Raw genomic sequence first — 25,589 nt, 5'->3', positions numbered from 1 at the left:
GGCGTTTCGGGCGGGAAATGTCGGTGGGGTCGGCTTGACTGGTGCCGACGAAACAGGGGGCGGGATGACACGGGTACGCATCGAGCCGTGGCAGGAGGGCGACCTTGACCTGCTGCGGCAGCTCAACTCCCCGGAGACGCGCAGGCACACCGGTGGTTCGGAGACCGACGAGCAGGTGCTCGCCCGACACGACCGGTACGTGCACTTCGCCGACACCGGGCAGGGGTGCATGTTCACAGTGGTGCTGCCGGACGGCGCGCGGGTCGGCAGCGTCGGCTACTGGGCCCGTGAGTGGCGCGAGCAACAGGTGTACGAGCTGGGCTGGGCGGTGCTGCCCACGTACCGGGGGCAGGGGCTGGCCTCCGCCGCGGTGCTCGCGGCCCTCGACGTGGCCCGCGCCCGGCGGGACCGCCGCTACGCGCACGCCTACCCGTCGGTGGACAATCCCGCCTCGAACGCGGTCTGCCGCAAGGCGGGGTTCACGCTGCTCGGCGAGACCGGTTTGGAGTACCCGCCGGGGCGGCTGATGCGCGCCAACGACTGGCAGCTCGACCTGACCGCCCCGCCGACCGGTAGCTGAGGTCGACGGGGCGGCTGGTGACAGCTCACCAGGTGGTGTCGAGGCGGTGCCGCTGCTCGGCGGTCAACTCCAGGTCCACCGCTGCCAGGCTCTCCTCCAGTTGTGCCACGGAGGAGGCGCCCACCAGCGGAATGGACGGCAGCTCACCACCCAGCAACCAGGCGAGCACCACCTGGTTGACTGTCGCGCCGCACTGCCCGGCCACGTCCCGCAGCGCCGCCAGCCGTCGGGGCGCGCTCGGCAGGTCGTACGCCGCGCTTAGTGGCTTGTCCGCCCTGGTGAACGCCCCCTTGAGCAGCGGCGAGTACGCCACCAGGGTCAGCTCGGGCTCGGCCCGCAGGTAGCTGAGCAGGTCACCGCCGACCCCGCCCGGCTCGCCGTCCGGGTCCAGTTCACTGACCAGGTCGGTGCGGTTGGGCAGGTAGCTGCGGTGGTACTGGAGCACCTCGTACCCGGGCAGGCCGGCGGCGGCGGCCAGCGCGCGGGCCCGCTCCACCCGCCAGGCCCGGTGGTTGCTCGCGCCCAGCAGCCCCACAGTGCCCTCGGTGACCAGCTCGGCGAAGCCCTCCACGGTCTCCTGGAGCGGCACGGTGCGGTCCTCGATGTGCGCGTAGAGCAGGTCCAGCCGGTCCATCCCGAGCCGGTCCCGGCTGCGCTCCGCCGACTCGCGGATCACCTTGGCGGACAGGCCCTCGGCGTTGTCCAGGTAGCTGGTCCCCGGGGCCAACGGCCGGGCGCCCAGCTTGGTGGCGATGACGATCTCGGTGCCGACGCCCCGGCTGCGCCGCCACCGGCCGAGCAGCTCCTCACTCTGCCCGCCCTGCCCGCCGTCCACCCAGAACGCGTAGTTGTCGGACGTGTCGATGAACGTGCCGCCGGCCTCGACGTACCGGTCGAGGATCGCGTACGAGGTGGCCTCGTCGGTGGCGCTGCCGAAGAGCATCGCGCCGAGGCTGAGCACGCTGACCTCGCGCCGGGTCGCCGGGTCGGTGCCGATCGTGCGGTACCGCATGGGGTTCTCCTCTCGTGCGCCCGACCGGTGGGCGCACGGATCACCCTGCAAGCTGGAGCGCGCTCCAGGTCAAGCGTTCACCGTCACCAGGGCAGCACGCCGTACCCGCCGCCGGCGTCCATCTGGAAGCCCCAGAGCAGCCCGCTCGGCCCGTCGGCGGGCAGCGTCGCCAGCTGCACGCTCACCTCGGCGCCCTGCTCGGCGGTGCGGAAGCCGCTGTTGCCGTTCAGGTCGGTGGCGCAGTAACCCGGGTTCGCCGCGTTCACCTTGATCGGGGTGTCCCGCAGCTCCTTGGCGTACATGGCGGTGAGCATGTTCAGCGCCGCCTTCGACGACGGGTAGGGCACCGACGTCAGCCCGAACAGCGCGCCGTTCGGGTCGGTCATCACGGCGATCGAGCCGACCTCGCTGGAGACGTTGACGATCCGCGCGGCCGGGGCCCGACGCAGCGACGGCAGCAGCGCGTTGGTCACCGCCGCCACCGCGAAGACGTTCGTCTCGTACAGTCGGCGCAGGGTCGCCACCGTCGTCTCGCTGGGCAGCCCCTGCGCGCCGTCGGCGAGGAGGATGCCGGCGTTGTTGACCAGCACGTCCAGCCGGTCGTACTCCGCCTCCACCAGTTTCGCCGCGGCCGCCACCGACTCGGCGTCGGTGACGTCCAGCGGCACGAACCGGGCGTCCGCGCCGCCGTCGCGCAGCTTCCGCTCGGCGGCCCGACCGCGCTCGGCGTCCCGCGCCCCCACCAGGACGGTCATGCCGAGGCTGCCGAGCTGTCGGGCGGTGGCGAAGCCGATCCCCTTGTTGGCCCCGGTGATCAGGGCGGTCATGTTCGTCGTCATGCCCTCGACGATGTCCGCCGGCTGGCGACGGCGGGAGAGACGTGCGGAGGCTGGGACCGGCGGTACCACCCTCGCCGGCCCCGCCCGGGGCATGCTGGAGGCATGACGAGCAGCGGCCTGCGCCGGGGCGAACTGGCGGCGTTCCTGCGCACCCGGCGGGCCCGGCTGCGCCCCGCCGAGGTCGGGCTCCCCGAGGGCGAACGCCGACGCACTCCCGGGCTGCGCCGGCAGGAGGTGGCCCAGCTCGCCGGGATGTCGATCGACTACTACATCCGGCTGGAGCAGGGCCGGGGGCCGCACCCGTCCCGGCAGGTGCTCGCCGCGATGGCCCGGGCGCTGCTGCTGAGCCGGGACGAGCGCGAGTACCTGTTCCGACTCGCCGGGGAGAACCCGCCGCCGGCCCGCGGGCCGAGCCGGCAGGTGCCGCCCGGCCTGCGGCACCTGCTCGACGCGATGACCGAAACCCCGGCGTACCTCGTCGACGCCGCGTACCACATGCTGGCCTGGAACCGCCTGGCCACGTACTTCGTGGGTGACCTCGCGGCCGTGCCGGACGCGGACCGCAACATGATCCGTTGGACGTTTCGGCAGCCGCCGACCAGCGGCTACTGGACCGACGCCGAAGCGCTCCGGTTCGTCCGCAGCACTGTCGCGGACCTGCGGGCCGCCTACGGCCGCTATCCGGCCGACCCGGCGATCCGTGAGCTGGTCACCGAGCTGCTCGGCACCTCGCCCCAGTTCGCCCAGCTCTGGGCCGAGCACGACGTCGTGGAACGTCGTCCCGTGGTCAAGCGGGTGCCGCACCCGGACCTGGGGCCGTTGGAGTTCGAGTGCCGGGTGTTGCTGGTGCCGGAGACCGGGCAGCGGATGATCGTCTATGTTCCCGAGCCCGGCTCGCCGACCCAGGCGGCGTTCCGCCGGATCGCCGAGCAAGTCGGGTCCTGACCCGGCCGACCGACTCTCGCCGTGGTCGGAGCGCCGTGGCGGCGTTCAGGCGACCTTCTCCAGGGCGGCCACCGCGAGCGGCGCGATTTTCGCGATCAGCGCGGTGCTGGCCGCCAGGTCACCGTTGCCACCCGAGGCGTCCACCTCCAGCACGAAGTTGCCGCGTACCAGGACGAGCGTGCACTGGTGCCTGATCGCCTTGCCGCTCAGCCGCTCGCAGAAGGTGATCACGTCCGGGCCGTTCGGCACCGGCGGGGGCGAGGGCCGCACGATCGTCGAGGTGCGCCCGTCGCTGGGCACCTTGTACTGCTTGCACGTGGCGAGGACGGAGCGCAGCTCGTCGGCGAGCTTGCGGCCGGGCACCTTCAGGTAGCCGACCACGTACTGTCGGAGCCACACGGTGTCCCCGTCCCAGCTCCGCTCGCGGTAGGCGGTGCGCTTGATGTCCGACGGCAGGCTCGCCCGGCACAGCGAAATCAACTTCCACGCATCGGTGTTCTCGTCGGTGTACTGCGCCGTCTCCGGGTGGAACCGGGCGTCCAGGTCCAGCATGGCCCCGGTGACCCGGGTGCGGACCTCGGCCGTGCTGGTCGGCGCCGGGCGTGGCTTCGCCGGGCTCGCCGGGGTTGACACCGCCGGGGCTGACACCGCCGGGGCCGACCAGCGGGGGGCCTCGGCGGCCTGACTCGGCGCGCAGGCCGCGACGCGAGCAGTAGCAGCGGCAGCAGAGCAGTTGTGGTACGGCGGAGCGGCATCGCCCGGGGTGGTCCTTTCACACGGCAAGGGGGCCCGATCGAGCCCCCTTGCCGTGAGCGCCACCGCCGGTCGTCGCGTTACGCCGGCAGGTAGGCGAAGGTGTCCGGGTTCGGGCCCTGCCGCCCGACCTCGCCCTTGTCCAGCTCGGTGATCCGCTCCATCGCCGCGTCGTCCAGCTCGAAGTCGAAGATGCGGATGTTCTCCTCGATCCGCTTCGGAGTGGTCGACTTCGGGAAGATGATGTCGCCGCGCTGCAGGTGCCAGCGGAGCACCACCTGGGCCGGCGTCCGGCCGAGCTGCTCGGCGAGGTCGACCACCGTCGGGTCGTCCAGCACCTTGCCCTGCGCGATGGGTGACCACGCCTCGGTGAGGATGTTGTGCTCACGGCCGTACGCGCGGACCTCGTCGTTGGTGAAGTACGGGTGCGCCTCGATCTGGTTGACCGCCGGCACGACGCTCGCCTCGTCGGCCAGCCGCTCCAGGTGCGCCACCTGGAAGTTCGACACGCCGATCGAGCGGGCCCGACCGTCGCGCTGGAACTCCTCCAGCACCTTCCAGGTGGAGACGTAGTCGCCGTCGTACAGGGTCGGCAGCGGCCAGTGGATGAGGAACAGGTCGATGTAGTCCATCTTCAACGCCGACAGCGTCGAATCGAACGCCCGGCGGGCGTCGTCGGGGCGGTGGAAGGCGTTGCTCAGCTTGCTGGTCAGGTAGACCGAGCTGCGGTCGAGGCCGGACCCGCGTACCGCCTCGCCGACCTCGGCCTCGTTGCCGTACATCTCGGCGGTGTCGATGTGCCGGTAGCCCACCTCGAGCGCGGTGGTCACCGCGGCGACGGTGTCCTTCGGCTCGATCTGGAACACCCCGAAGCCGAGCTGCGGAATGGTGGTGCCGTCGTTCAGGCTGATGTCGGGAATCGTGTTGGCCACTGCGGCTCCTTCACGTCGTCTTCGTTGCCTGTCATCCATACCCGGCCGGCCCGTCGAATCACCGCACAACGCGGCGTGACGAGGGCAACGCCGGAGCGGTTCACCCGGTCGAGTCGAACAGCACCGGCCAGGGCCGCGCCGCCGGCGCCGACGGCGCGGCGGCGTGGGGGTGGTCGGCGCGCTGGGGTCGACGTCGGCCACCACCTCGGCGGCGAGCTGGCCGAACATCGCCGCCGCCGGGTGTGCCGACCGGTCCGGCCAGGCCGCCGAGGTGCGCTTCGCCAACGGCGCTCCGACGATCGGCCGCCAGGCCATCCGGGGTTCCCGGCGGGCCACCGCCGCCGGTTCCACTGCCACCCCACCCCCGGTCAGCACCAGCCCGAAGAGGAACTCCGGGTTGCGGGCCGGGCGGACCCGGGCCGGACGCCAACCGTGCTGTCGACACACCGCCAGCAGGTGGTCGTGCCAGCCGGGCGCGGTGGCCCGCGGCGCGGCCACCAGATCCAGGCCGGCCAGCGACGCGAGCGTCACCGCACGGCCGCGCGCCAGCGGCGAGGTGCGCGGCAGCAGCACCCCCAGGGGTACGTCCACCGGGGCGCCGAAGCGCAGCCCGTCCGCCGCCACCGGGTGGTGGACGAGCCCGACGTCCAGGGTTCGCTCCGCCAGCATCCGCACCTGCTCGGCGGTGGTCAGCTCGTGCAACTCCACGTCCAGGCCGGGTGCCCGGCTGGTGAGCCCATCCAGTAGCGCGCGCAGCGTCACCGCAGCCGTCTCCGGCGGCACTCCCGCCCGGAGTACGCCCAGCTCACCGGCGCGCACCTGGCGCATCAGGTTACGCAGCCGGCCCTCGCCGGCGAGCAACTCCTCGGCCTCGCCGAGCAGCAGCTCACCGGCGGTGGTGAGGCGTACCTGGCGGCGGGACCTGTCGAACAGCTCGACGGTCAGCTCCCGTTCCAGCCGCTGGATCGACTGGCTCAGCGGCGGCTGGGCCATCCCGAGCAGCTCCGCGGCCCGCCCGAAGTGCAGCTCGTGGGCGACCACCACGAAGTGCCGCAGGTGTCGGAGCAGGTCCACGGCCGGGACCCTACGCCAGCACCGCCACGGTGCCGCTGGCTACCGTGCTGAGGTGGACGTGGAGGAACGCATCGAGGCCATCTTCGCCGCCGCCGGGGTGACGGCGAGCCTGCACGCCGTCGACCTGGACGCCGTGGACCTGAGCCTCGGCGTCCCGGCCGGCGGCGTCGCGGAGGTCGGCATCCGGGCCGACGAGCAGGTGGTGATCGCCTCGATCTTCAAGATCCTGCTGGTGTTGGAGTTCGCCCGGCAGGTCGGGGCCGGTCAGCTGGACCCGACCGAGCGGGTGGTGGTCACCGCCGGTGACCGGCTCGGCGGGTGGGGCCTGGCCGGCTGCACCGACGACGCCGAGGTGTCGCTGCGCGACCTCGCGTACTTCGCCATGTCGGTAAGCGACAACACGGCCGCCGACCTGCTGCTGCGCCGGGTCGGCCCGGACCTGCTGCCGATGCTCGCGGCGGAGCTGGGGCTGGTCCGGACCCGCGTCGTCGGCGGTCCTCGGGAGCTGGTCGAGGTGATGCTCGCCGACGTGGGCGCGCGGACCGAGGCGGAGTTCGCCCGGATCTTCCCCACCCTGTCGGTGGAGCGGGTCCGGGCGATGCGGGTCTTCGACCCGGAGCAGACGACCAGCAGCACCGCCCGGGAGATCACCCGGCTGCTCACCCTGATCTGGCGGGACGAGGCCGGGCCGGCGGACGCCTGCGCGATGGTCCGCACCTGGATGGCCCGGCAGCTCTTCTGGACCCGGCTGGCCGCCGGTTTCCCACCCGGGGTGCGGGTCTCCGGGAAGACCGGCACGCTGCCCGGACTGCACCTGGAGGCCGGGGTCGCCGAATACCCCGACGGGGGCCGGTACGCGATCGCCGTCTTCGCCCGAGCCGACGGGTTGGCCTCGCGCCGCATCGACGTGGACCTGGCCATGGGGGAGGCCGCCCGGACGGTTGTCGAGGCGCTGCGCGGCTACTGATTTCGCGCCGGCCTGAGCGCTGACGCGGCTCCGCTGAGCAGGCCCGATATGCGGCGGCGTATCGGAGTCGACGGTCTCTGATCTTGGACCTGCGCCGGGTGCCGCTGGTTGGCTCAAGGTGCCCAGTCACCCGACCACGGGGAGTAGATCCGCATGCCCAGTATCGACCGCCGTCGTTTCCTGCGCGACGCCGCCGCCACCACCGCAGTGGTCTCCGCCGGCGGACTCGCCGCCACCTCCGCCACCCCGGCCCAGGCCGCGCCGACGGCCGCCGCGCCCGGGCCCACCGCTCGCCGCAAGGGCGCGGTCAGTTTCCGCTGGTGGGGTACGGCCGGCTGGCGTGTCGACATCGGAGACCGCGCCGTCCTCGTCGACCCGTACCTCAGCCGGATCGACACCGGGCTGTTCACCGGGGCGTTCCAGACGGCGACCCCGTTGACCGTGCGCACCGACGTGATCGACGGGCGCGTCGACCGGGCCACCACGGTGCTGGTCACGCACACCCACTGGGACCACTTCATGGACGTGCCGTACATCGCCGAGCGCACCGGCGCGCGGGTGTTCGGCACGCTCACCGCGTACCACCTGGGGTTGGCCTACGGGTTGCCGCCGACGCAGCTCAGCGCCGTGAAGGGCGGGGAGGTGCTGGACTTCGGCGACCACAGCATCGAGGTGGTCGGCTCGCTGCACAGCCGCAACGCGTCGTACTCGGTGGCCTTTCCCGGGGTGCGGGTGAACCAGCCGCCGCGCCCGGCGACCATCGCGGACCTGCCGGAAGGCGACACGCTGGGCTACCTGCTGCGGGTCGACGGCGGGCCGTCGGTCTACTTCACCGGGGCCAGCGACGTCGCCGAGCGGAACCTCACCGGGCTGTCGCCCGACGTGGCGATGGTGGCGATGCAGAGCGCCACCACCACCGGCGACTACCTGCCCCGGCTGTTGGCCGGCCTGGACTACCCGAAGGTGGTGGTGCCGGTGCACTACGACAACTTCGAGACGGCGCTGGAGAACCCGCCGTCGGTCGCCGAGACCGATCGCACCCGGCTGAACGAGATGGTCGCGGCGATCCGGCGGATCTCGCCGCGCAGCCGGGTGCTGGTGCCCGAGTACGAGCAGGCTTACCACTTCTGACCAGCGCCGGTGGGGTCGCGGCGCGGCGACCCCACCGGGGTCAGACCCCGGCCATCTCCGCCAGCGCCCGCACCGACTTCCAGTTCCGGGTGGTGGCCACCACGCCGAGCTTCTTCTCCAGGTACGCGTTCGTGAACTTCGACCGCCCGTACCCGCCGTCGACGTAGTGCAGGAAGACCTGCCGGCCGGTCACCGTGAACGACACGTTCTCGCCGCCGGGCACGGCCAGCGCGTCCGCCGCTGCTGGTTTCGGCGGGGTCGCGAGGAAGGCCACCAGCAGCCTCGTCGGGTCGTCCTCCCGGTCGGCGTACGGGTTGCCGCCGGCCACCGCCGCCAACTCCCGGCCACTGCGCACCAACACCGGCACGGTCAACCCCAGTTCGTCGGCGAGCGCCCGCTCGATCCCCGCGGCCAGCTTCTCCGCGTCGCGCACCGTGCTGCCGAAGGCCACGTTGCCGCTCTGCAGGTACGTCTTGACGTCCTCGTGCCCGAGGTCGCTGACGATCCGGCGCAGGTCGGCCATCGCCAGCCGGGTCGTGCCGACGTTGACCCCGCGCAGCAGAGCGACGTACCGGGTCATGGCTCCTCCATCGGGTGCGCGGACGACCCGGTCAGCCTAGGCCGGCCGGCCTCGACGCGCCGGGACCGACCAAACCCGTCTCGTACGCGACGATGACCAGTTGCGCACGGTCGCGGACCGCCAGCTTCGTCAACAACCGCCCGATGTGCGTCTTGACCGTGGCGAGGCTGAGGTTGAGGTGGGTGGCCAACTCCGCGTTGGACAGGCCCCGGGCGATCAGCGTGAGCACCTCCCGTTCCCGTTCGGTCACCCCGTCGAGCTGGCGGGGCAGCGGCCGGCTCGGCTCGGGCCGCCGGGCGAACTCGTCGACCAGCCGGCGGGTCACCGTCGGCGCGAGCAGCGCCTCACCGGCGGCGACCACCCGGATCCCGGTCATCAGGTCCGCTGGCGGGGTGTCCTTGAGCAGGAAGCCACTGGCCCCGGCGCGCAGCGCCCCGTAGACGTACTCGTCCAGGTCGAACGTGGTCAGGATGATGACCTTGGTGCCGGCCGTCGCCGGGTCGGCGCAGATCCGACGGGTCGCCTCGATGCCGTCCATCTCCGGCATCCGGACGTCCATCAGCACCACGTCCGGCCGGTGTCGCGCGCTCAACGCCACGGCCTCCACGCCGTTGCCCGCCTCGCCGACGGTGGTGCAGTCCGTGCTCAGGTCCACCAGCAGCCGGAAGCTGCCGCGCAGCAGCGCCTGGTCGTCGGCGATGAGCACGCGGATCACGCGGCCACCCGGTAGGGCAGGCTGGCCGTCACCGCGAAGCCGCCGTCGGAGCGTGGGCCGGCGCGGAACTCCCCGCCGTGCAACGCCACCCGTTCCCGCATGCCGATCAACCCGTGTCCCTCCCCGACCGTCGACACCGGTCGCCGGCCGTCGTCGGTCACCTCCACCCGCACCTCGGTGGGCAGGACGGTAACCGTAGCCCGGCAGGCGGCCGGCGCCGCGTGCTTCACCACGTTCGTCACGGCCTCCTGCACGATCCGGTAGACCGCGAGGCCCACCGACTCCGGCACCGCGCCGGCCGGCTCCTCCCGCCGTACGTCGAGCCGTACGTCGACACCGCCGATCGCCGCCTGCTCGGCGAGCACCGGCAACTCCTCCAGCCCGGGCGCTGGGGCGTACGGGGCGCCCTCGCGCAGCACGCCGAGCACCCGACGCACGTCGGTCAACGCGCTGCGGCCGGTCTCCTCGATCACCCGCAGGGCGGCCCCTGCCTCGCGGGGGTCGGCCTCGGCGACGTGGTTGGCGACGGAGGCCTTCACCACGATCAGGCTCAGCGTGTGCGCCACCACGTCGTGCAGCTCGCGCGCCACCCGCAGGCGCTCCTCGGTGGCCGCCTGACGGACCAGGTGATCACTCTGCCGGGCGGCCAGGGCGCGTCGCTCCCGAACCAGCCAGCCGATCAGCCAGGCCGGCGCGATCATGACGACGGCGTAGCCGACCGCCCCGGTCCGCGACCAGAGGTCGCCCGCGGTCAGCACCAGCGCGACGCTCACCAGGGCGAGACAACCGGCGGCGCTGAGCAGTGACCGGCGGGTGGCCGTCGACGCCGCCACCGTGTAGAAGGAGAGGCCGATGGCGAGCGCCGGCGCGGCAGCGGCGAAGTTGGGGATCGTTCCGGTGATCAGGGCAACGGTGGCGACCGAGCTGATCACCACGGCGACGGGGACCGGCCAGCGTCGCCGGACGGCCAACGGCAGCCCGAGAGCCATCCCGACGAGCACTGACACCCAGAGCGGTTCGCGTACGCCGCCGTGCAGCGGCGACTCCAGGGCCGCGTACGGGCAGAGCAACCCGCCGACCGCCACGGCCAGGAGGGTGTCCAGAATGTACAGATCCGCCGGCCGCAGTCGCCGGGACAGCAGGTGAGCGATCACCCCGCGAACGCTATCGGCCAGTGGCGGCGGACGCGTCCACCCGTGGGCCGTCATCCTCGGGTACGACGTCTGGCCGCCGGTCGCGTCCGGGGTCAACCCAGGGGCGGGTCGGAAAGTGTCGGCGCTGGCCCGACGCGCGGCACCCGCCGGTCCGGCAGCGTGACGGCCATGACCACAGACACGGTGACCCTGACCGGGTTACGCGCGGTGTACGACACCCGGAGCCGGCCGGTGACGGCGCTCGACGGCGTGACCACCAGCTTCGCGAGCGGCACGTTCACGGCGGTGATGGGCCCCTCCGGCTCGGGGAAGTCCACCCTGCTGCACTGCGCGGCGGGGCTGGACCGCCCGACCGAGGGGATCGTCACGATCGACGGCGTACGCCTCAACGACCTCGGCGAGGACGAGCTGACCCGGCTGCGGCGGGACCGGATCGGCTTCGTGTTCCAGGCGTTCAACCTGGTGTCCACGCTGACCGCCGCGCAGAACGTCGAGTTGCCGTCACGGCTGGCCGGCCGCCGGCCACCGGCCCGGGACGTCGTCGCCGCGCTCGACGCCGTCGGACTGGCCGACCGGGCCGGGCACCGGCCGAGTGAGCTGTCCGGCGGCGAGCAGCAGCGCGTCGCCGTGGCCCGCGCGTTGATCACCCGTCCGGCGGTGCTCTTCGCCGACGAACCGACCGGGGCGCTGGACAGCGCGGCGTCCCGGCAGGTGCTGCGGCTGCTGCGCGCCCTGGTCGACGAGCACCGGCAGACAGTGGTGATGGTGACCCACGATCCCACCGCCGCCGGGTACGCCGATCGGGTTCTGCTGCTCGCCGACGGGCGGGTCGTCGACGAGCTGACCGGCGGGATCACCGCCGCTGCCGTCGCCGCCCGGATCGCCGAACGGGAGACCGTCGGGGAGCCGTCGTGCTGAGCGTCAGGCGTTCGGCCAGCGCGTTCGTGGCAGTCGCCATCGGGGTCGCGCTGGTCGCGGCGGCCACCCTGCTGCTCGCCTCCGGGCGTCCGCAGGTGCCGGACCGGCTGGCGCGGGCGGCGGTGGTGGTGCAGAGCCCGGAGGCGGGTACGTCGGCCGACTCGTTCGTGCCGACCCGCCCCTGGTCCGCCACCGCGGCGGCGGCACTCGTCGCCCGGCTGGCCGACCTGCCGGGTGTCGCGACGGCGGTACCGGACCGGACCTTCTACGCCCAGCCGCTCGTCGACGGCCGCCCCTCGGCCGCCGACACCCGGCGCGAGGACGCCCACCAGGGGCATGGCTGGTCCAGCGCCCAGCTCGGCGGAGTGCGTCTCACCGCCGGCCAGCCGCCCCGGCAGGCCGGCGAGGTGGTCGTCGACAGTGCGCTGGGGCTGCGGACCGGCGCGGCGGTGACCCTGCTCACCGCGGCGGGTCCGGAGCCGTACACCGTGAGCGGTCTGGCCGACGCGCCCGGCGTGCACGTCGCGGACCAGGTCGCCGCCGCGCTCGCCCCCGGCGTCCGGGCCATCGGTCTGCTGCTCGCGCCCGACGCGACCCGGAGCGGGTCGCGCTGGCCGCCGGTGCCGTGGTCGGCGGCGACGGGCGGGTGTTGACCGGCGACGCGCGCGGCGGGTTGGAGCCTCGCGGGGACGCCCGCACCCGCTGGATCGGCATGCAGGTGCTCACCGCCACGGCGGCTCTCGCCGGCTTCGTCACGGTGTTCGTGGTCGCCTCCACCTTCGCGTTCACCATCGCCCAGCGCCGCCGCGAGTTGGGTCTGCTGCGCGCGGTGGGCGCGACCGGACGCCAGGTCCGCCGGATGGTGTACGCCGAGGCGCTCGTCGTCGGTGCCGGCGCCGGACTGGTCGGCCTGCTGGTCGGCGCGGCGCTCGCTCCGATGTTGGGTCGGCTGCTTGTCGACGCCGGTCTGGAGCCGGCGACCTTCGTGGTCCGCTACCGCCTCTGGCCGGTCGCGACCTCGCTCGTCGCCGGACCGGTGATCGCGCTGCTGGCCGTCTTCTCGGCGTCCCGTCGGGCGGCCCGGGTCCGCCCGCTGGAGGCGTTGCGGGAGGCCACCGTGGAGCAGCGGCCGATGGGTCGGGTCCGCGTCGCCACCGGGGCGCTCCTCGTCGCGGCGGGGGTCGCGCTCAGCGTCGGCACCGCGACCGCCGACGAGGCCCGGATCGCCGGGCAGTACGCCCTCTACGCGGTGATGGCCCTGGTGGCCGGTGCGACAGTGCTCGCCCCGGCGGTGGTCGGTCCGGTCGTACGGTTGCTGCGGTCCCCGGTGCGCCGGCCCGGGGGCGGCGCGATCGGGATGCTGGTCCGGGGTGCGGCGCTGACCGCCACCCGTCGGACCGCCGCCATCGCCGCGCCGGTGCTGCTCACTGTCGCGTTCGCGGTGCTGGTCTCCGGCATGGTGCGCACCACCACCGCCGCGTACGCGGCAGGTCGGGCGGACAACGTGAACGCCGGCTGGATCGTGGTGCCCGACCGGGCACCCGGTCTGTCCGACCAGGCCGTCGCCGCGACCGGCGGCACCGCCCTGCTGCCGACGACGGTCTTCCGCACCGACCCCGGAGAGCTGCCGGCGAACCGGCCACTGACCGCGCTCGGTGTGGACCCGGTGGGCTTCGCCGCCGCGAACCGGGTGCTCACCGTCGTCGCCGGTGCGCTGACCGACCTGCGGGGCGACGACACGGTGGTGGTCACCGCCGGGACGAACCTGCGGCCGTCCGCGCCGTACGAGCTGGTCTTCGCCGACGGGACGATGGTGTCGCTGCGCGTCGTCGCCGTGGTCACCGACGACTCGCTCCCCGGTGACCTGCTGGTGCCCCGGGCGGTGGTGCGGGCGCACGACCCGTCGGCCCTGACCTCCACTGTGTACGTCCGGGACCGGATCGAACCGCCCGTCGGCGCGCGGGTCGTCGACGTCGCCACCTGGGCGGCCGAGGCGGACGCCGCCGAGGACCGCCTGGTCTGGCTGTTCACGTTGCTGCTGATCGGGGTGTCCGCCGGCTACGGGGCCATCGCGGTGGCCAACACGTTGCTGCTGGCCGCCGCCGGGCGGGCCGCGGACCTGCGGCTGATCCGGCTGGCCGGGGCGACCCGGCGGCAGGTCGTCTGGCTGGTCACGGCGGAATCCGCAGTGGTGGTGCTGATCGGTGCGCTGCTCGGTGGGACTGTCGCGCTCGTCGGCCTGCTCAGCATCCGGGCCGGCCTCGCCGAGCAGGTCGGCGCCCCGGTCGACCTGGTGGTGCCGTGGCCGGTGGTCGGCGGGGTGGTGGGGCTGTGCCTGCTGCTGGCCGTGCTCGCCAGCGTGCTGCCGACGTGGCGGGCACTGCGGCACCGTCCCGCCCGGTCCCCGATCGGCATCGTCGGATGACCGCGCCCCCCGACCGGCGCTCGGACCGCTTACCGTCGATGGATGCGATCCGCGCGCCCGGTCGGGCTGCTCCTCTGCACCGCCGCTGTCGTCCTCTGGGCGTTCGGTGTGACAGTGCTCCAACCGCTGACCGAGCCGCTCGGCCCGTGGTCGGAGCGCCTGCCGGGCAACAACGCCTACTGGGCGCGGGACCTGCGGTTCTTGGCGATCATGGCGGTGGTGGTCGGGCTGGTGCTGGCCGGCCGGGGGCAGCGGCGGTGGAGCGTCCCGGCGGTGCTGCTCGGTGGTGGCTGGGTCGCCGCCGACGTGGCGATCGACCGGGCCGACCCGATCGGCGTGCCGGCGACGGTGCTGCTCGCCGTCGGCGGTTGCGCGGTGCTCGGCGTGCTCGCGGCGGTGCTGTGCTGGCGGGAGCACGGCGCGCCGCCGGCCGTCGAGCGGACGGTGCTGACCGGCGCGGCGTGCGTGGCCGGGGTGCTGACGCTGGTGGCGGCCGGCATCGAGTCGCCGACCGATCGGGAGCCGGAGCTGAACCAGGGCGCGCTGGCCACCGGAGCGCTGCTGGTGGTGCTGACCGTCGGCGCCGCGCTGGCGGCGGCTCCGGCACGCACCCGGGCCCGCGTCGGGTTGGCGGCCGGCCTCGCCGTGGTGTGCCTGCTCGGCGTCGGGCTGGTGCGGGCCCTGCCGCCCGGCGAACGCGTCCTGGCGGAGGTCGTCCTCGGGGCGGTGCTGCTCACCGGGGTCACAGTGCTGGCCTGGGACTGGCCCGGCGGTCGGCCGGTCTGGCGGCACCACGCGCTGGCCGCCCTCGCCGCGTCGCTGGGCCCGTTCGCCTTCCTGCTGGTCACGGCCGTGAGCATGATGGTGATGGTGCCGATCGGCGCGCAGTTCACCGCGCTGGCCGGAAACAGCCCGATCAACGCGGCCGATTCCGACCTGCTGGTCTCGCTGGCCGGGTTGGTCGCCGGGCTCGGGATGGCAGTGCTGCTGGCGTGGCCCACCGGGCCGGACCGCCGTCAGCTCACTCGACGACCGGCAGCACCACCTCGTTGCGGCGGAGGAACCACGGCTTCCACGGCGGGTCGAAGCGGGCGTACCTGATGGCGCCGGTGGGTTGCAGCCCGGCGGCGGTCACCGACCGACCGAGCATGGTGGCCCGCTGGCTGAACGCCGGCTCCGTCCACCGCCCGGAGAACCGCATCGCCGCCGCCAGTTGCGCCGCCACCTCGCGGATCCGCACCCGGGCGTCCACCGGCTCCGGTGCGGTGTCGGTGGTGACGGCGGCCGGCAGGACGAACTGGATCAGGTACGCGCCCGGCCGCTCGCCCTCGATCTGCACCACCGGTGCGGTCATGGCGATCTTCGTCGAGCCGCTGGCCGTCGTCGTCGCCGACGCGGCCGAGCCGACCGGGTGGCGGGCCCGGTTGGCACCCGCGAGGTAACCCGCCAGCGGCCGGAACGCCTCGATCGGGGCCCGGGTGAACGACGCCTGGACCCGCATCTCGGCCACCAGGTGGGCCGGGTACCGACGCAGCTCGAAGCCGGGGTGTCGAGACACCACCCGGTACGGCTGCTGTTCTGTCATCGTGCGCTCCCACTGTCTGCTGGGATCGACGCTACCGCCCGTCCGGCTCCCGCTCGGCCGAAGTCGGCCGCTCCGGTCCGTGGGCGACGGCCCGGGTGGTCAACCGCCAGTACTGCCGCTTGCCCTCGTCGCGCAGCACCACCCCGAGCAGACCCAACTCCCGGCGCAACTCCCGGGCGTCGTCATTGCGGTCCCGTTGGACCGCCCGTTCGCGGGCGCGCAGCAGTGCGTCCGCGCCGGTCGGCAGGCCGGGCAGGTCGGGCACCCAGAGCCGGTACGCCGACCGGTGCGGGTCGTCGTCCGCCCACCCCCAACCGTGCGAGCGGAACGCCGCCGCCAGTCGGGTCGCCGGCAGGTCCGTCGACTCCCGGACCAGCTCCGCGCCGTCGCCGTCGAGCAGCACCAGGTGCTTGTCGGCGAGGAAGACCACCCGGGTGTCGACCCGCGCCACGGTTCGGTTCTCCTCGGCGCGGCGCAGCTGGGCCTGCGCCCCGTCGACGGTGACGATCAGCCGTTCGGCGGTGCCGATCCCGGCGATGACCAGGCCGGCCAGAACACCCACGGCGATCGCGCCGACGGTGGCCGGTGGCTCGGGCAACCGGTCCAGCCACTCGATCAGGTCGCTGAACGGCACCCAGGGCAACCGGGCCAGCCACCCCGTCGTCGCCGCGAGGAGCCATCCGGCGCCCGCGCCGAGCAGCGGGAAGCCCACCCACATGACCGCCAGCTCCAGCGGGCCGCCGCTGACCACTGTGCGCGGGCGGTAGCCGGCCATCTCCATCTCAGGACACCTCGCGGCGCAGCGTCCGGACCAGGCCGGCGGCCAGCGGGAGGACCATCCAGACCAGCAGGGACACCGCCAGCCGCCCCCACTGCCCGGCGGTGACGTGGCTGGTGAACAACGGCTCCATGGTCCGGCTGGTGTCCAGCCAAGCGGCCGGGCCGCGCAGCGGCCGGACCAGTTCGCCGAGCACCGACCAGAGGGTCGGCAGCAGCAGGTAGCCGACGATGGCCAACGGCGGGTTGAGCAGCAGCAGACCGAAGGCGGCGCCCATCAGCACGCCGGCCACCTGGACGATCGCCCCGTTGACGATCAGCGTCGCGTCGACCTGCCAGGTGCCCGCGCCACCCGTGGCGGACGCCACGAGCGTCCCGACGGCGGCGACGGCCAGCGTGACCAGCACGGAGGCGAGCGCGGCCAGCACCACGGCGAGCAGCTTCGCGGTCACCACCCGCTCCCGCCGGGGCACCAGCGCGTACGTGCTGAGGGCGGTGCGCTGGGACCACTCGCTGGTGATCGACAGGATGCCCAGCACCGGCAGCAGCACGTTCACCGGCAGCAGCGAGGTGACGAAGAAGGTGAAGAAGGTCTGTTCGGCGTCCTCGGCGTAGATCAGCAGGAGGGTGACGACCGCGACGACGACCAGGCCGATGGTGATCAGCAGCCAGCGGCCGGCCCGGGTGTCGACGAGCTTGCGCAGTTCTACGGCGGTGAGTCGGAGCAGCGACGGTCGGCGTACCGGGGACTGGTGCCGGGGCGCGACGGCGCTGGCGGCGGGCGCGGTGGTGGTCATCGGACGGCCTCCTTGGTGGATTCGCCGGCGGTCAGGGTGAGGAAGAGCTGTTCGAGGCCGCCGCCGCCAGCCGGACGCAGCTCGGCGAGCGCGACGCCGGCATCGGCCGCCGCCTGGCCGACTGCCTCGGCGTCGGCCTGCACCAGCAGGCGTCGGCGCTGTCGGCGGCGGTCAGACCCGCCACCTTGAGCGCCTGGCGCAGCGCCGCGTCGTCGCGGGCCCGGACCACCGTCCCACCGCCGGCCAGCAGCTCGTTCTTGTCGCCCTGGGCCACGATCCGGCCGCCCCCGATCACCACCAGCCGGTCCGCGACCGCCTCCACCTCGCGCAGCAGGTGGGAGGAGAGCAGCACGGTGCCGCCCCGGTCGGCGAAGTCGCGCAGCAGGCCGCGCATCCAGAAGATGCCCTCCGGGTCCAGGCCGTTGGCCGGCTCGTCGAGGATCAACACCCGGGGGTCACCGAGCATCGCCTGCGCCAGGCCGAGCCGCTGGCGCATGCCCAACGAGTACGCCCGTACCCGACGCTTCGCCGCCACCGCGTTCAACCCGACCAGGTCGAGCTTCGCGGCGACCTCGCGCCGGTCCAACCCCATGGTGTACGCGGAGAGCGTCAACGCCTCGCGGCCGGTGCGCCCGGCGTGCTGGGCGGAGGCGTCCAGCAGGACCCCGACCTCCCGTCCCGGGTTGGGCAGCTCCCGGTAGGGGCGTCCGGAGACGGTGGCGCGGCCGGCGGTCGGTGCGGTGAGCCCGCAGATCATGCGCATGGTGGTCGACTTGCCGGCGCCGTTGGGGCCGAGGAAGCCGGTGACGGTGCCCGGATCGCACTGGAACGACACGTCGTCCACGGCTGGGTGCGGCCCGTACCGCTTGGTGAGGTTCTCCACGGTGATCATGCCGTCGAGCCTGCCCGCGCCGCCCGGCCATCCGCTGCGGCCAGCGGTCGGCGCCGCGTCGACCTTGGTCGGTGCGCGGGTCTCGACTTTGGTAGCTGGTCGTGGCCCCGGTCGGCTGCCTAGCATGGGCGCGTGACCAGCCTCGCCGTCCCGGAACACCCCTGGCTGTTGCCCGGGGAGCTGGTCGTGCCGGCTGACCGGGGGCGGACTCGTCCGCGCCGCACCACCCGCGACTGGGTGGTGGACAGCCTCGCCTTCCTGATCGGGCTGCTGTGGGTGCTGTTCGCCACCGTCGACGGCCTGTCACCGACGCCCGAGGCGGCCACACCGCTGCCGCACGACTGGATGGTCGGCGTCGACACGGTGCTCGGGCTGGCCTGCTGCGGGCTGCTCTGGCTGCGCCGTCGGTGGCCACTCGGGCTGGTGGTGGCGACCCTGCCGCTGACGATGTTCTCGATGGCCGCCGCCGTCCCGCTGCTGATCCTGTACTTCACAGTGGTGGTGCACCGGCGCACCGCCGTCGCGATCGCGGTCACCGGTGTCGGCCTGCTCACCAACCTGGTCTTCAGTTGGGCCCGCCCGGATCCGGTGATGCCGTACTGGGCCACCGTCACCTGGGGCGTGGTGTTCAGCCTCGCCGTGCTGGCCTGGGGGATGTTCGTCCGGGCCCGGCGACAGTTGATCGTGTCGCTGCGGGAGCGGGCCGAGCGGGCCGAGGCGGAGCAGCAGCTGCGCGTCGCCCAGGCCCGCCACCTCGAACGCACCCGGATCGCCCGGGAGATGCACGACGTGCTGGCCCACCGGATCTCGCTGCTCAGCCTGCACGCGGGTGCGCTGGAGTTCCGCCCGGACGCGCCGGCCGAGGAGGTGGCCCGCGCCGCCGGGGTGATCCGGGGCAGCGCGCACGCCGCTCTCCAGGACCTGCGCGAGGTGATCGGGGTGCTCCGGGCCGAGGAGGGTGCCGGCGACGCCCCGGAGCCGCCCCAGCCGACCCTCGCCGACCTGCCGGCCCTGATCGACGAGTCGCGGACCGCCGGGGTGCGGGTGAACGTCACCGACAGCGTCGCCCGGCCGGAGGAGGTGCCGGCGGCGCTGGGCCGGGCCGCGTACCGGATCGTGCAGGAGGGGCTGACCAACGCCCGGAAGCACGCGGCCGGCGCGGCGGTCACGGTGGACGTCGGGGGTGGGCCCGGCACCGGGCTGACCGTGGCGATCGGCAACCGGTGGCCGGTCGGTGCGCCGGCCGGTGGCACCCTGCCGGGCGCGGGCACCGGCCTGGTCGGCATCAGCGAACGGGTCACCCTGGCCGGTGGGCGACTCGCCTACGGTCGGGACGACACCGGCGACTTCCGGCTGGCGGCCTGGTTGCCGTGGCCGACGTGATCGGCCGGTCCGGCACGACGGGGCCGGAGCCGGTCGCGCCGCCGGTACGCGTGCTGATCGTGGACGACGACGCACTGGTCCGGGCCGGGCTGTCGATGATCCTCGGCGGCCTACCGGACCTGGTCGTGGTCGGCGAGGCCGCCGATGGCGGTGAGGTGCCGGCCGCCGTCGCCGCGTACGCCCCGGACGTGGTGCTGATGGACATCCGGATGCCCCGGGTCGACGGGCTGACCGCCACCGAGGCGCTGCGTGCTCAGCCGCAACCGCCGGAGGTGCTGGTGCTGACCACCTTCGACGCGGACGAGCAGGTGTTGCGGGCGCTCCGCGCCGGGGCGGCTGGCTTTCTGTTGAAGGACACCCCGCCGGCGGAGATCGTGCACGCGGTGCGCCGGGTCGCGGCGGGTGAGGCGACGCTCTCCCCGACGGTGACCCGGACGCTGATCGCCCACGTGACCGGTGCCGCCCCCGGCCCGGTCGGCCCCGACCCGCGCCAGGAGCGGGCCCTGCGGCAGCTCACCGGGCTCAGTGAGCGGGAGCGGCAGGTGGCGGTGGCGTTGGGGCGGGGGCACACCAACGCCGAGATCGCGGGGGAGTTGTTCATGAGTGTGGCGACGGTGAAGGCGTACGTCTCCCGGTTGCTGACCCGGCTGGAGCTGAACAACCGGGTCCAGGTCGCGCTGCTCGTGCACGACGCCGGCCTGGTCTGACTGGTGCTTTGCCGGTCCCGGCTGCCGGTCGCCGGCGAGTCGGTGCCGGCCGGTGCCGTCTCGCCTAGCGGGACCGCGGTCGAGGGGGTGCGCGTGCTGTCGCCGGAGGATCTGCTTAACGGCTATCGGGATTGAACTTTCGTCAGGTGTGCGCCGTACCAATGGCCGAGGATGTCGGTACGGTGAGTCCGCCGTACCGCTGCCGAACTGCGGGAGGCCTGCCGTGCGAGTTGGTGAGCAGTCGACGGATCCCATCGACCAGGTGCTGGGTGAGGTGCCACTGCCGGCACCACTGACCCCGGAGGATGTCCGACTCGCGGTCCGGGCGGTGGTCGTGCACACCGCCGAGGAGTGGCCCTCGGGGCCGCTGTGCCGCAACGACGGCGCCACCTACCCGTGTCGACTGCACCGGTGGGGACGACGCGTCCTGGAGACACACGGGCTCAACGAGCGCCAGATCGAGGCGTTGATCAGGCATGGCAACCCGTTCGTGCACGTCCCCTTCCCCTTCACCGCCACCGGGCCGTCGCGGCAGCAGGCCGCGCGGGCCGTCCCCCCGGGGGCCCGACCCACCGCTGCTGGCCGGCCGGTGACTCGCCCCGTCACCGCGCCGCGCTGGCCCCGGGCGAGCTGAGCGCAGCACCCCTCCGCCAGCCCGATCCGGGGCGACACGACGTCGGCCCGACGCGAAGTTCCCCCTCCGCGTCGGGTCGACGTCGCTCCGGTCCGATCAGTCGTTGCCGGCCCCGATCCCGCAGTCCGGCGCGGACCAGCTCGTCGTGTTCGAGCTGCTGTCGCTGTTGTTCTCCCGACGCGAGTCGACGTGCACGTGGTCGTCGTGGTCGGGGTAGCCCGGTCCGTAGATCCCGCTGAAGCCGTTGTCGCGGGCGTCCCGGGCGACCTGGCACAGCGAGGACGTCCGCGAGGTGACGTCGGCCGCGTTGCCGTACAGGTGTTGGCTGTCGGAGGCGCCGCCGACCTGGTTGTTGCAGGCCCGGCTGCGGAAGCCGCTGGACACGTAGAGCGGCTTGTCGCCGAGGCTCTTGCGCAGCGCCTCCAGCTTCCACATGGTGCGCAGCGCGTTCTGCTTGGTCTGGGACGCCGACAGCGGGCCACCGCTCCACCCGCTGCCGCCGCACCCGTTGTCCAGTTCGCTGTAGCTGAAGTGCGCGGGCGTGCAGTCGTTGTCCTGGAGCTGGTACAGCTTCGTGTAGGTCTGCGGACCGGCGATGCCGTCGGCGCGCAGCCCGTACGCCTGCTGGAACCGCTTGACCGCGGCGGCGGTCTTCGGCCCGTAGCGGCCGTCGTTCTTCACGATGTCGCGGTGACCGGCCCAGCCGGCGATGCGGATCTGCAACTGGCGGACGTCGTCGCCGGAACGTCCCTGGGTCAGGGTGCGGTTCCAGGTGTAACAGCCGTCCGCGTGCGCCGCCGGTGCGGCGACCACCGCCGCGATCGCCGCCCCGGGCAGTGCCAGGGCGAATGCGACGGCGACCCGCTTCAAGGTGTTTACGCGCACAGAAGTCCTCCCGATACGAGAGCGAATGGGGTGGCTCCGGGACATCGACCGAGAAGTCCCGTGATTTCCACCCTCGCACTCGTCGGCGCTGTCGGAGGGGATTAACGAGAATCGTCCTCACAATCTGCGGTCTCTGGGTATTGGCTGGGAATTAGGCTGATTTGCGAAACAGCCATTTGTCACCGATCCGCCCTCCTGCGGGCAACCACACCGAACGACGCAATCAACCACACCAAGGGTGATGTTCCCTGGCCGTTGACAGGCGGTAACGTCAGCCCTGGCGGCGGACTGGCGGAGGTGCGCGTGGCACGGGGTGGCGTCTTCTGCGTCGAGGGTCAGTGGCACCGCGACCTCAACGAGCGGGGGTCGGTGTTACCAACGCTGGAATTGCTGGAACGGCTGGGCAAGATCCGCTTCATCCACAAGGACGCGGCCACCCGCGACGAGCTGTTCTACTTTCTGGACCGCTGGCTGCTCAAGCAGTACGCCGACCATCGGGTCGGCTTCTTCGCCATGCACGGCGAGCCGAGCCGGCTCTGCCTGACCGACTGGCAGTCGGTGGAGTTGACCGAGGTGGCCGACCTGATGGCCGGCCGCGCCGAGGGCCGGCGACTCTATTTCGGCAGCTGCTCGGTGCTGCGGGCCTCGGACGCGGTGCTGCGCGAGTTCCTGGAGGTCACCGGCGCTGCGCTGATCTGCGGTTTCACCCGGGACGTGGACTGGGTCGAGTCAGCCGCCTTCGAAACCGTCCTGCTCGACGTGCTGACCAACGGCCAGCGGCACAATGCCGCCGAGCTGCGGATGGGCTCCGCTCACTGGGCGCCACTGGCGTCGTACCTCGGTTTCCGGGTGATCTACGCCAACGGTCGGGCCTGGCGTCCGTCCGGCCGCCCCCGGGTGCCCACCCAGGCGACGCACCGCGCCGCGGCCCGGCCGCCGCACTGACCCGCCGCCCTCGCCGCCCGGCCGCCCTGGTAGGAACGAACAATGGCGCGCAGCATCGCACGGAACACCCGGGTCGACCGGGATGACCTGCTCGACTTCCTCCGGCCGCGACACCGGGTGGTGTTGCTGACCACCCGCGCCGACGGGCGCCCGCAGTCGTCCCCGGTCTCGGCCGGGATCGACGGGCAGGGGCGGCTGGTCGTCTCCACCTACCCCGAGCGCGCCAAGGTGACAAACATCCGCCGCGACCCCCGGGTGTCGGCGTGCGTGCTGAGCGACGACTGGAACGGCCCCTGGGTGCAGCTCGACGGGACCGCCGAGGTGCTGGACCTGCCCGACGCGCTGGAGCCGCTTGTCGAGTACTTCCGCAGCATCTCCGGCGAGCACCCGGACTGGGACGACTACCGGGCGGCGATGGTGCGCCAGGGCAAGTCCCTGATCCGGGTCACCATCGACGCCTGGGGCCCGATCGCCACCGGCGGCTTCCCCGCCCGCCTCGCCGACTGACCGTCGGCGACGGAAGCACGGGGGCGCGCACCCGTCAGTCGGTAAGCGCGGCGTAGACGAGTTGGCGCAGCTGGGACCGGAGCGGGTAGCTGCTCGACGGCATCAGCTGGGTGAACAGCAGCGCGGTGATCTCCTCGGCCGGGTCCACCCAGAACGCGGTGCTGGCCACCCCGCCCCAGTAGAACTCCCCGACGCTGCTCGGCACCCGGCTGGGGACCGGGTCGTCGATCACCGCGAACCCGAGGCCGAAACCGACCCCGTCCAGGGTGGTCTCGGCGAAACCGCCTGTCGACAGGGTGCCCAGGTCCTGCCCGCCGGGCAGGTGGTTGCGGGTCATGAAGCGCACCGTGCGCGGCCCGAGCAGACGCACCCCGTCCACCTCGCCACCGCGCAACAGCAGCTGGGTGAAGCGGTGGTAGTCGGCGGCGCTGGAGATCAGGCCACCGCCGCCGGAGAGCAGGCTGGGCCTGCGGTACGCGAGCGCGCCGAGGCTGTCGTGGCGGACGGCCCGGCCGCTGCGTGGTTCCGGCACGTAGAGCGCGGCCAACCGGTCGGCCTCGTCGCCCTCCACCCACCAGCGGGTGTCGGTCATGCCCAACGGGCCGAAGATCCGGTCGGCGAAGAACGCGTCGAGGCTCTGCCCGGAGACCACCTCGACGAGTCGGCCGAGCACGTCGGTGGCGACCGAGTAGCCCCAGGCGGAGCCGGGCTGGAACAGCAGCGGCAACTCGGCGAAGGCCGCGCAGGCGCCGGCCAGGTCGACGCCCGCCGGCGGGTACAGGTCGTAGCCGGCGGCCCGGTAGAGCCCGTCGACCACCGAGGTCTGCATGAAGCCGTACGTCAGGCCGGCGGTGTGGGTGAGCAGGTGCCAGACCCGGATCGGCTCGGTAGCGGGCACGGTGTACGGCTTGAGCGTCGATCCCTTGGAGTAGACCCGCAGGTCGGCGAAGTCCGGCAGCCAGCGACTGATCTCGTCGGTCAGCTCGAACCGGCCCTCCTCCCACAGCATCATCGCCGCGACCGAGGTGACCGGCTTGGTCATCGAGTAGATCCGCCAGAGGGTGTCGGCCTCGACCGGTGCGCCCGACTCCCGGTCCCGCAGCCCGTACGTCGCCGAGTGCGCCACCTCGCCGCGCCGGGTGACCACCACCTGCCAGCCGGCCAACCGACCGTCGTCGACGTAGCGGCCGAAGTGCTCGTCGATCCGTGCCAGCCGTGCCCTGTCGAAACCGATCTGGTCCGGGTCCTTGCTCCGCGCCACACTCACCTCGCCGAAACTACTCGCCGGTACGCCGACCCCGGAAGGGGGCCCGGACCGGCGCTGCTCGCTTGGCCGTGCCGACTGGCTAGCCTGACCGGATGCCGGAGCTGACCGAGGACGTGACCTTCCGCAACGAGGACTGGTACGGCGAGGAGCTGACCGACCGGCACTTCGTGGGTTGCGAGTTCTTCGACGTCGATCTGACCGAGGCGGTGAGCCGAGGCGCGGTCTTCACCGGGTGCACGTTCGGCAACGTGGCGTTCAACGCCTCCCGGCACGTCGACTCCGCCTTCACCCGCTGTGTCTTTCGGCGGTGCAACTTCTTCGAGGCCGAGTTCACCGGCTGCAAACTGGTCGGCAGCACCTTCACCGAGTGCGAGCTGCGCCCGTTGACGGTGGACGGCGGCGACTGGTCCTTCGTCGCACTGCCCGGCGCCGACCTGCGGGGTGCCCGGCTGACCGGGGTGCGGATGCGCGAGGTGGAGCTGACCAGAGCCAACCTGACCGGTGCCACCGTCACCAACGTGGACCTCTCCGGCGCGCAGTTGAGCAACGTCCGGCTCGGCGGCGCCGACCTGCGCGGCAGTGATCTCACCGCGCTCGACCCGACGGTCGTCGAGCGGGCCGGCGCCATCATCGACGTCGAGCAGGCCGTGGTCATCGCTCAGCTGCTCGGCTTCCGGATCGGCTGATCCGAGCGGCGCTCGTGGCCTGCCGAAGCGCCGGTTCGGGCGGCCCGCTTCGGGCCACCGGGTCCGGCTGCGGGCTGGACACGTCCGGCAGTCCGGATCTAGCGTGTCGTCCACGCCCGTGCACGCGTGAAACGGCCCACAGTGGACGTTGCGGTCCGCGGCGGTCAGTGACGGCCGGGCGGTGGACTTGGAGGGGTCGGTGGCGGACGAAGACCGCACGCGGGCTGGTTCGAGGGCTGGCGACGTGCCGCCGAAGCATCGCCCGCGCGCCAGCACCGGCGGGCCGACCCGGGGTCTGCTGGACCGCGTCGCCCGTGTCCGGCAGCGCCGACGGTGGGCGGTGCAGGGAGTCGCGGGAGTCGCCTGCCTGGTGGTGTTGATCTCGTACCTGAGCACCCGGTCGGATCCGGAGCCGGGCGACGACCAGGCGGGTCGGCCGGGTGGCGTACCCGCCGGGGTGGCCCGCCCCACCGGCCTCCCGGCTGCCGACGGGCGGACC

At 73.2% G+C, this 25,589-nt stretch carries 26 protein-coding genes and 3 pseudogenes; 15 read left to right on the top strand and 14 right to left on the bottom strand.

Annotated features, from left to right (window positions below):
* Positions 1-64 precede the first annotated feature (64 nt).
* The gene (locus JM949_RS04000; RefSeq protein ID WP_203147094.1) at positions 65-580 is read left to right on the top strand and encodes a GNAT family N-acetyltransferase; all 516 of its coding nucleotides are present in this window, start codon (positions 65-67) and stop codon (positions 578-580) included.
* A gap of 25 nt (positions 581-605) precedes the next feature.
* Here the strand turns inward: JM949_RS04000 and JM949_RS03995 are convergent, their stop codons facing one another.
* Together JM949_RS03995 and JM949_RS03990 are read right to left on the bottom strand one after the other, a co-directional pair.
* Entirely contained in the window at positions 606-1,592 is a 987-nt protein-coding gene (locus JM949_RS03995; RefSeq protein ID WP_203147093.1) for an aldo/keto reductase, read from the bottom strand.
* 83 nt (positions 1,593-1,675) lie between these two features.
* Positions 1,676-2,431: an SDR family oxidoreductase gene (locus tag JM949_RS03990; RefSeq protein ID WP_203147092.1), complete on the bottom strand. Its 756-nt coding sequence runs from the start codon at positions 2,429-2,431 to the stop codon at positions 1,676-1,678.
* Between the two features lie 102 nt (positions 2,432-2,533).
* Between JM949_RS03990 and JM949_RS03985 the strand changes: the two genes are divergently transcribed.
* Positions 2,534-3,376, top strand: coding sequence for a helix-turn-helix transcriptional regulator (locus tag JM949_RS03985; protein WP_203147091.1), 843 nt, complete (start codon positions 2,534-2,536; stop codon positions 3,374-3,376).
* Between the two features lie 45 nt (positions 3,377-3,421).
* Here JM949_RS03985 and JM949_RS03980 read toward each other — a convergent pair whose 3' ends face one another.
* From JM949_RS03980 to JM949_RS38775, 3 genes and pseudogenes are all read right to left on the bottom strand, one after another.
* A complete protein-coding gene (locus JM949_RS03980) occupies positions 3,422-4,009 on the bottom strand; it encodes a hypothetical protein (protein WP_203147090.1) in 588 nt (195 codons plus the stop codon).
* 200 nt (positions 4,010-4,209) lie between these two features.
* Complete coding sequence (locus JM949_RS38780) at positions 4,210-5,100, bottom strand: aldo/keto reductase (RefSeq protein WP_203147089.1); 891 nt, start codon at positions 5,098-5,100, stop codon at positions 4,210-4,212.
* A 225-nt stretch (positions 5,101-5,325) separates the two neighbouring features.
* A pseudogene (locus JM949_RS38775) lies at positions 5,326-6,102 on the bottom strand (LysR family transcriptional regulator); the annotation flags it as partial.
* Between the two features lie 85 nt (positions 6,103-6,187).
* On the opposite strand from JM949_RS38775, the gene JM949_RS03965 reads away from it, so the two are divergent.
* Entirely contained in the window at positions 6,188-7,102 is a 915-nt protein-coding gene (locus tag JM949_RS03965; RefSeq protein ID WP_203147088.1) for a serine hydrolase, read from the top strand.
* Between the two features lie 153 nt (positions 7,103-7,255).
* Complete coding sequence (locus JM949_RS03960) at positions 7,256-8,233, top strand: MBL fold metallo-hydrolase (RefSeq protein WP_203147087.1); 978 nt, start codon at positions 7,256-7,258, stop codon at positions 8,231-8,233.
* 40 nt (positions 8,234-8,273) lie between these two features.
* Here JM949_RS03960 and JM949_RS03955 read toward each other — a convergent pair whose 3' ends face one another.
* Genes JM949_RS03955 through JM949_RS03945 form a run of 3 tightly spaced genes read right to left on the bottom strand, consistent with a single transcriptional unit; the run spans position 8,274 to position 10,682 of the window.
* Entirely contained in the window at positions 8,274-8,813 is a 540-nt protein-coding gene (locus JM949_RS03955; RefSeq protein WP_203147086.1) for a DUF1697 domain-containing protein, read from the bottom strand.
* A gap of 31 nt (positions 8,814-8,844) precedes the next feature.
* Positions 8,845-9,528, bottom strand: coding sequence for a response regulator (locus JM949_RS03950; RefSeq protein ID WP_203147085.1), 684 nt, complete (start codon positions 9,526-9,528; stop codon positions 8,845-8,847).
* Positions 9,525-10,682 (bottom strand): sensor histidine kinase, encoded by a 1,158-nt coding sequence (locus JM949_RS03945; protein ID WP_309231997.1) that lies wholly within the window; start codon positions 10,680-10,682, stop codon positions 9,525-9,527. The genes JM949_RS03950 and JM949_RS03945 overlap by 4 nt, the downstream gene beginning before the upstream one ends.
* Positions 10,683-10,850: 168 nt before the next feature.
* On the opposite strand from JM949_RS03945, the gene JM949_RS03940 reads away from it, so the two are divergent.
* The 4 genes from JM949_RS03940 to JM949_RS03930 are packed head-to-tail and all read left to right on the top strand — an operon-like array spanning position 10,851 to position 15,126.
* Positions 10,851-11,600 carry an ABC transporter ATP-binding protein gene (locus JM949_RS03940; RefSeq protein ID WP_203147083.1) on the top strand — a complete coding sequence of 250 codons (750 nt, stop codon included), beginning with the start codon at positions 10,851-10,853 and terminating at the stop codon, positions 11,598-11,600.
* Positions 11,594-12,253 carry an ABC transporter permease gene (locus JM949_RS36440; protein ID WP_309231996.1) on the top strand — a complete coding sequence of 220 codons (660 nt, stop codon included), beginning with the start codon at positions 11,594-11,596 and terminating at the stop codon, positions 12,251-12,253. The genes JM949_RS03940 and JM949_RS36440 overlap by 7 nt, the downstream gene beginning before the upstream one ends.
* Complete coding sequence (locus JM949_RS03935) at positions 12,250-14,025, top strand: ABC transporter permease (protein ID WP_238432550.1); 1,776 nt, start codon at positions 12,250-12,252, stop codon at positions 14,023-14,025. Before JM949_RS36440 ends, JM949_RS03935 begins: the two co-directional genes overlap by 4 nt.
* 42 nt (positions 14,026-14,067) lie before the next feature.
* On the top strand, positions 14,068-15,126 hold the full coding sequence (locus tag JM949_RS03930; protein ID WP_203147082.1) for a hypothetical protein: 1,059 nt from the start codon (positions 14,068-14,070) through the stop codon (positions 15,124-15,126).
* Here JM949_RS03930 and JM949_RS03925 read toward each other — a convergent pair.
* The 4 genes and pseudogenes from JM949_RS03925 to JM949_RS03910 all read right to left on the bottom strand — a co-directional run bounded on the left by JM949_RS03925 (position 15,047) and on the right by JM949_RS03910 (position 18,076).
* A complete protein-coding gene (locus JM949_RS03925; RefSeq protein WP_203147081.1) occupies positions 15,047-15,610 on the bottom strand; it encodes an SOUL family heme-binding protein in 564 nt (187 codons plus the stop codon). The genes JM949_RS03930 and JM949_RS03925 overlap by 80 nt on opposite strands.
* 31 nt (positions 15,611-15,641) lie before the next feature.
* Positions 15,642-16,391: a YqeB family protein gene (locus JM949_RS03920; RefSeq protein ID WP_203147080.1), complete on the bottom strand. Its 750-nt coding sequence runs from the start codon at positions 16,389-16,391 to the stop codon at positions 15,642-15,644.
* 1 nt (position 16,392) lies between these two features.
* Positions 16,393-17,184: an ABC transporter permease gene (locus tag JM949_RS03915; RefSeq protein WP_203147079.1), complete on the bottom strand. Its 792-nt coding sequence runs from the start codon at positions 17,182-17,184 to the stop codon at positions 16,393-16,395.
* Positions 17,181-18,076 (bottom strand): annotated as a pseudogene (locus JM949_RS03910) (ABC transporter ATP-binding protein). Before JM949_RS03910 ends, JM949_RS03915 begins: the two are co-directional and overlap by 4 nt.
* A gap of 132 nt (positions 18,077-18,208) precedes the next feature.
* Between JM949_RS03910 and JM949_RS03905 the strand changes: the two are divergent.
* From JM949_RS03905 to JM949_RS03895, 3 genes are all read left to right on the top strand, one after another.
* A complete protein-coding gene (locus tag JM949_RS03905) occupies positions 18,209-19,459 on the top strand; it encodes a sensor histidine kinase (protein ID WP_203147078.1) in 1,251 nt (416 codons plus the stop codon).
* Entirely contained in the window at positions 19,438-20,166 is a 729-nt protein-coding gene (locus JM949_RS03900; protein WP_407664688.1) for a response regulator, read from the top strand. Before JM949_RS03905 ends, JM949_RS03900 begins: the two co-directional genes overlap by 22 nt.
* Before the next feature lie 223 nt (positions 20,167-20,389).
* The gene (locus JM949_RS03895) at positions 20,390-20,800 is read left to right on the top strand and encodes a hypothetical protein (protein WP_203147077.1); all 411 of its coding nucleotides are present in this window, start codon (positions 20,390-20,392) and stop codon (positions 20,798-20,800) included.
* Positions 20,801-20,896: 96 nt separating this feature from the next.
* On the opposite strand, the gene JM949_RS03890 is transcribed toward JM949_RS03895, so the two are convergent.
* Positions 20,897-21,685: a D-Ala-D-Ala carboxypeptidase family metallohydrolase gene (locus JM949_RS03890; protein ID WP_203147076.1), complete on the bottom strand. Its 789-nt coding sequence runs from the start codon at positions 21,683-21,685 to the stop codon at positions 20,897-20,899.
* Between the two features lie 303 nt (positions 21,686-21,988).
* On the opposite strand from JM949_RS03890, the gene JM949_RS03885 reads away from it, so the two are divergent.
* On the top strand, positions 21,989-22,630 hold the full coding sequence (locus JM949_RS03885; RefSeq protein WP_203147075.1) for a DUF6642 family protein: 642 nt from the start codon (positions 21,989-21,991) through the stop codon (positions 22,628-22,630).
* Positions 22,631-22,672: 42 nt separating this feature from the next.
* On the top strand, positions 22,673-23,137 hold the full coding sequence (locus JM949_RS03880; RefSeq protein ID WP_203147074.1) for a PPOX class F420-dependent oxidoreductase: 465 nt from the start codon (positions 22,673-22,675) through the stop codon (positions 23,135-23,137).
* 34 nt (positions 23,138-23,171) lie between these two features.
* On the opposite strand, the gene JM949_RS03875 is transcribed toward JM949_RS03880, so the two are convergent.
* The gene (locus JM949_RS03875) at positions 23,172-24,404 is read right to left on the bottom strand and encodes a serine hydrolase domain-containing protein (RefSeq protein ID WP_203147073.1); all 1,233 of its coding nucleotides are present in this window, start codon (positions 24,402-24,404) and stop codon (positions 23,172-23,174) included.
* Between the two features lie 92 nt (positions 24,405-24,496).
* Between JM949_RS03875 and JM949_RS03870 the strand changes: the two genes are divergently transcribed.
* Both JM949_RS03870 and JM949_RS03865 read left to right on the top strand, forming a co-directional pair.
* Positions 24,497-25,090: a pentapeptide repeat-containing protein gene (locus tag JM949_RS03870; RefSeq protein ID WP_203147072.1), complete on the top strand. Its 594-nt coding sequence runs from the start codon at positions 24,497-24,499 to the stop codon at positions 25,088-25,090.
* Between the two features lie 244 nt (positions 25,091-25,334).
* Positions 25,335-25,589: pseudogene (locus JM949_RS03865) on the top strand (hypothetical protein); the annotation flags it as partial.

The organism is Micromonospora tarensis, assembly GCF_016803395.1.
GTDB lineage: Bacteria > Actinomycetota > Actinomycetes > Mycobacteriales > Micromonosporaceae > Micromonospora > Micromonospora tarensis.
This window is presented reverse-complemented; position numbering and strand designations above follow the sequence as displayed.

Coding starts and splice junctions, on each gene's coding strand:
- JM949_RS03870 (WP_203147072.1), top strand. CDS start 24,497: ATGCCGGAGCTGACCGAGGACGTGACCTTCCGCAACGAGGACTGGTAC.
- JM949_RS04000 (WP_203147094.1), top strand. CDS start 65: ATGACACGGGTACGCATCGAGCCGTGGCAGGAGGGCGACCTTGACCTG.
- JM949_RS03925 (WP_203147081.1), bottom strand. CDS start 15,610: ATGACAGAACAGCAGCCGTACCGGGTGGTGTCTCGACACCCCGGCTTC.
- JM949_RS03915 (WP_203147079.1), bottom strand. CDS start 17,184: ATGACCACCACCGCGCCCGCCGCCAGCGCCGTCGCGCCCCGGCACCAG.
- JM949_RS03955 (WP_203147086.1), bottom strand. CDS start 8,813: ATGACCCGGTACGTCGCTCTGCTGCGCGGGGTCAACGTCGGCACGACC.
- JM949_RS03940 (WP_203147083.1), top strand. CDS start 10,851: ATGACCACAGACACGGTGACCCTGACCGGGTTACGCGCGGTGTACGAC.
- JM949_RS38780 (WP_203147089.1), bottom strand. CDS start 5,100: ATGGATGACAGGCAACGAAGACGACGTGAAGGAGCCGCAGTGGCCAAC.
- JM949_RS03990 (WP_203147092.1), bottom strand. CDS start 2,431: ATGACGACGAACATGACCGCCCTGATCACCGGGGCCAACAAGGGGATC.
- JM949_RS03930 (WP_203147082.1), top strand. CDS start 14,068: ATGCGATCCGCGCGCCCGGTCGGGCTGCTCCTCTGCACCGCCGCTGTC.
- JM949_RS03920 (WP_203147080.1), bottom strand. CDS start 16,391: ATGGAGATGGCCGGCTACCGCCCGCGCACAGTGGTCAGCGGCGGCCCG.
- JM949_RS03995 (WP_203147093.1), bottom strand. CDS start 1,592: ATGCGGTACCGCACGATCGGCACCGACCCGGCGACCCGGCGCGAGGTC.
- JM949_RS03985 (WP_203147091.1), top strand. CDS start 2,534: ATGACGAGCAGCGGCCTGCGCCGGGGCGAACTGGCGGCGTTCCTGCGC.
- JM949_RS03880 (WP_203147074.1), top strand. CDS start 22,673: ATGGCGCGCAGCATCGCACGGAACACCCGGGTCGACCGGGATGACCTG.
- JM949_RS03960 (WP_203147087.1), top strand. CDS start 7,256: ATGCCCAGTATCGACCGCCGTCGTTTCCTGCGCGACGCCGCCGCCACC.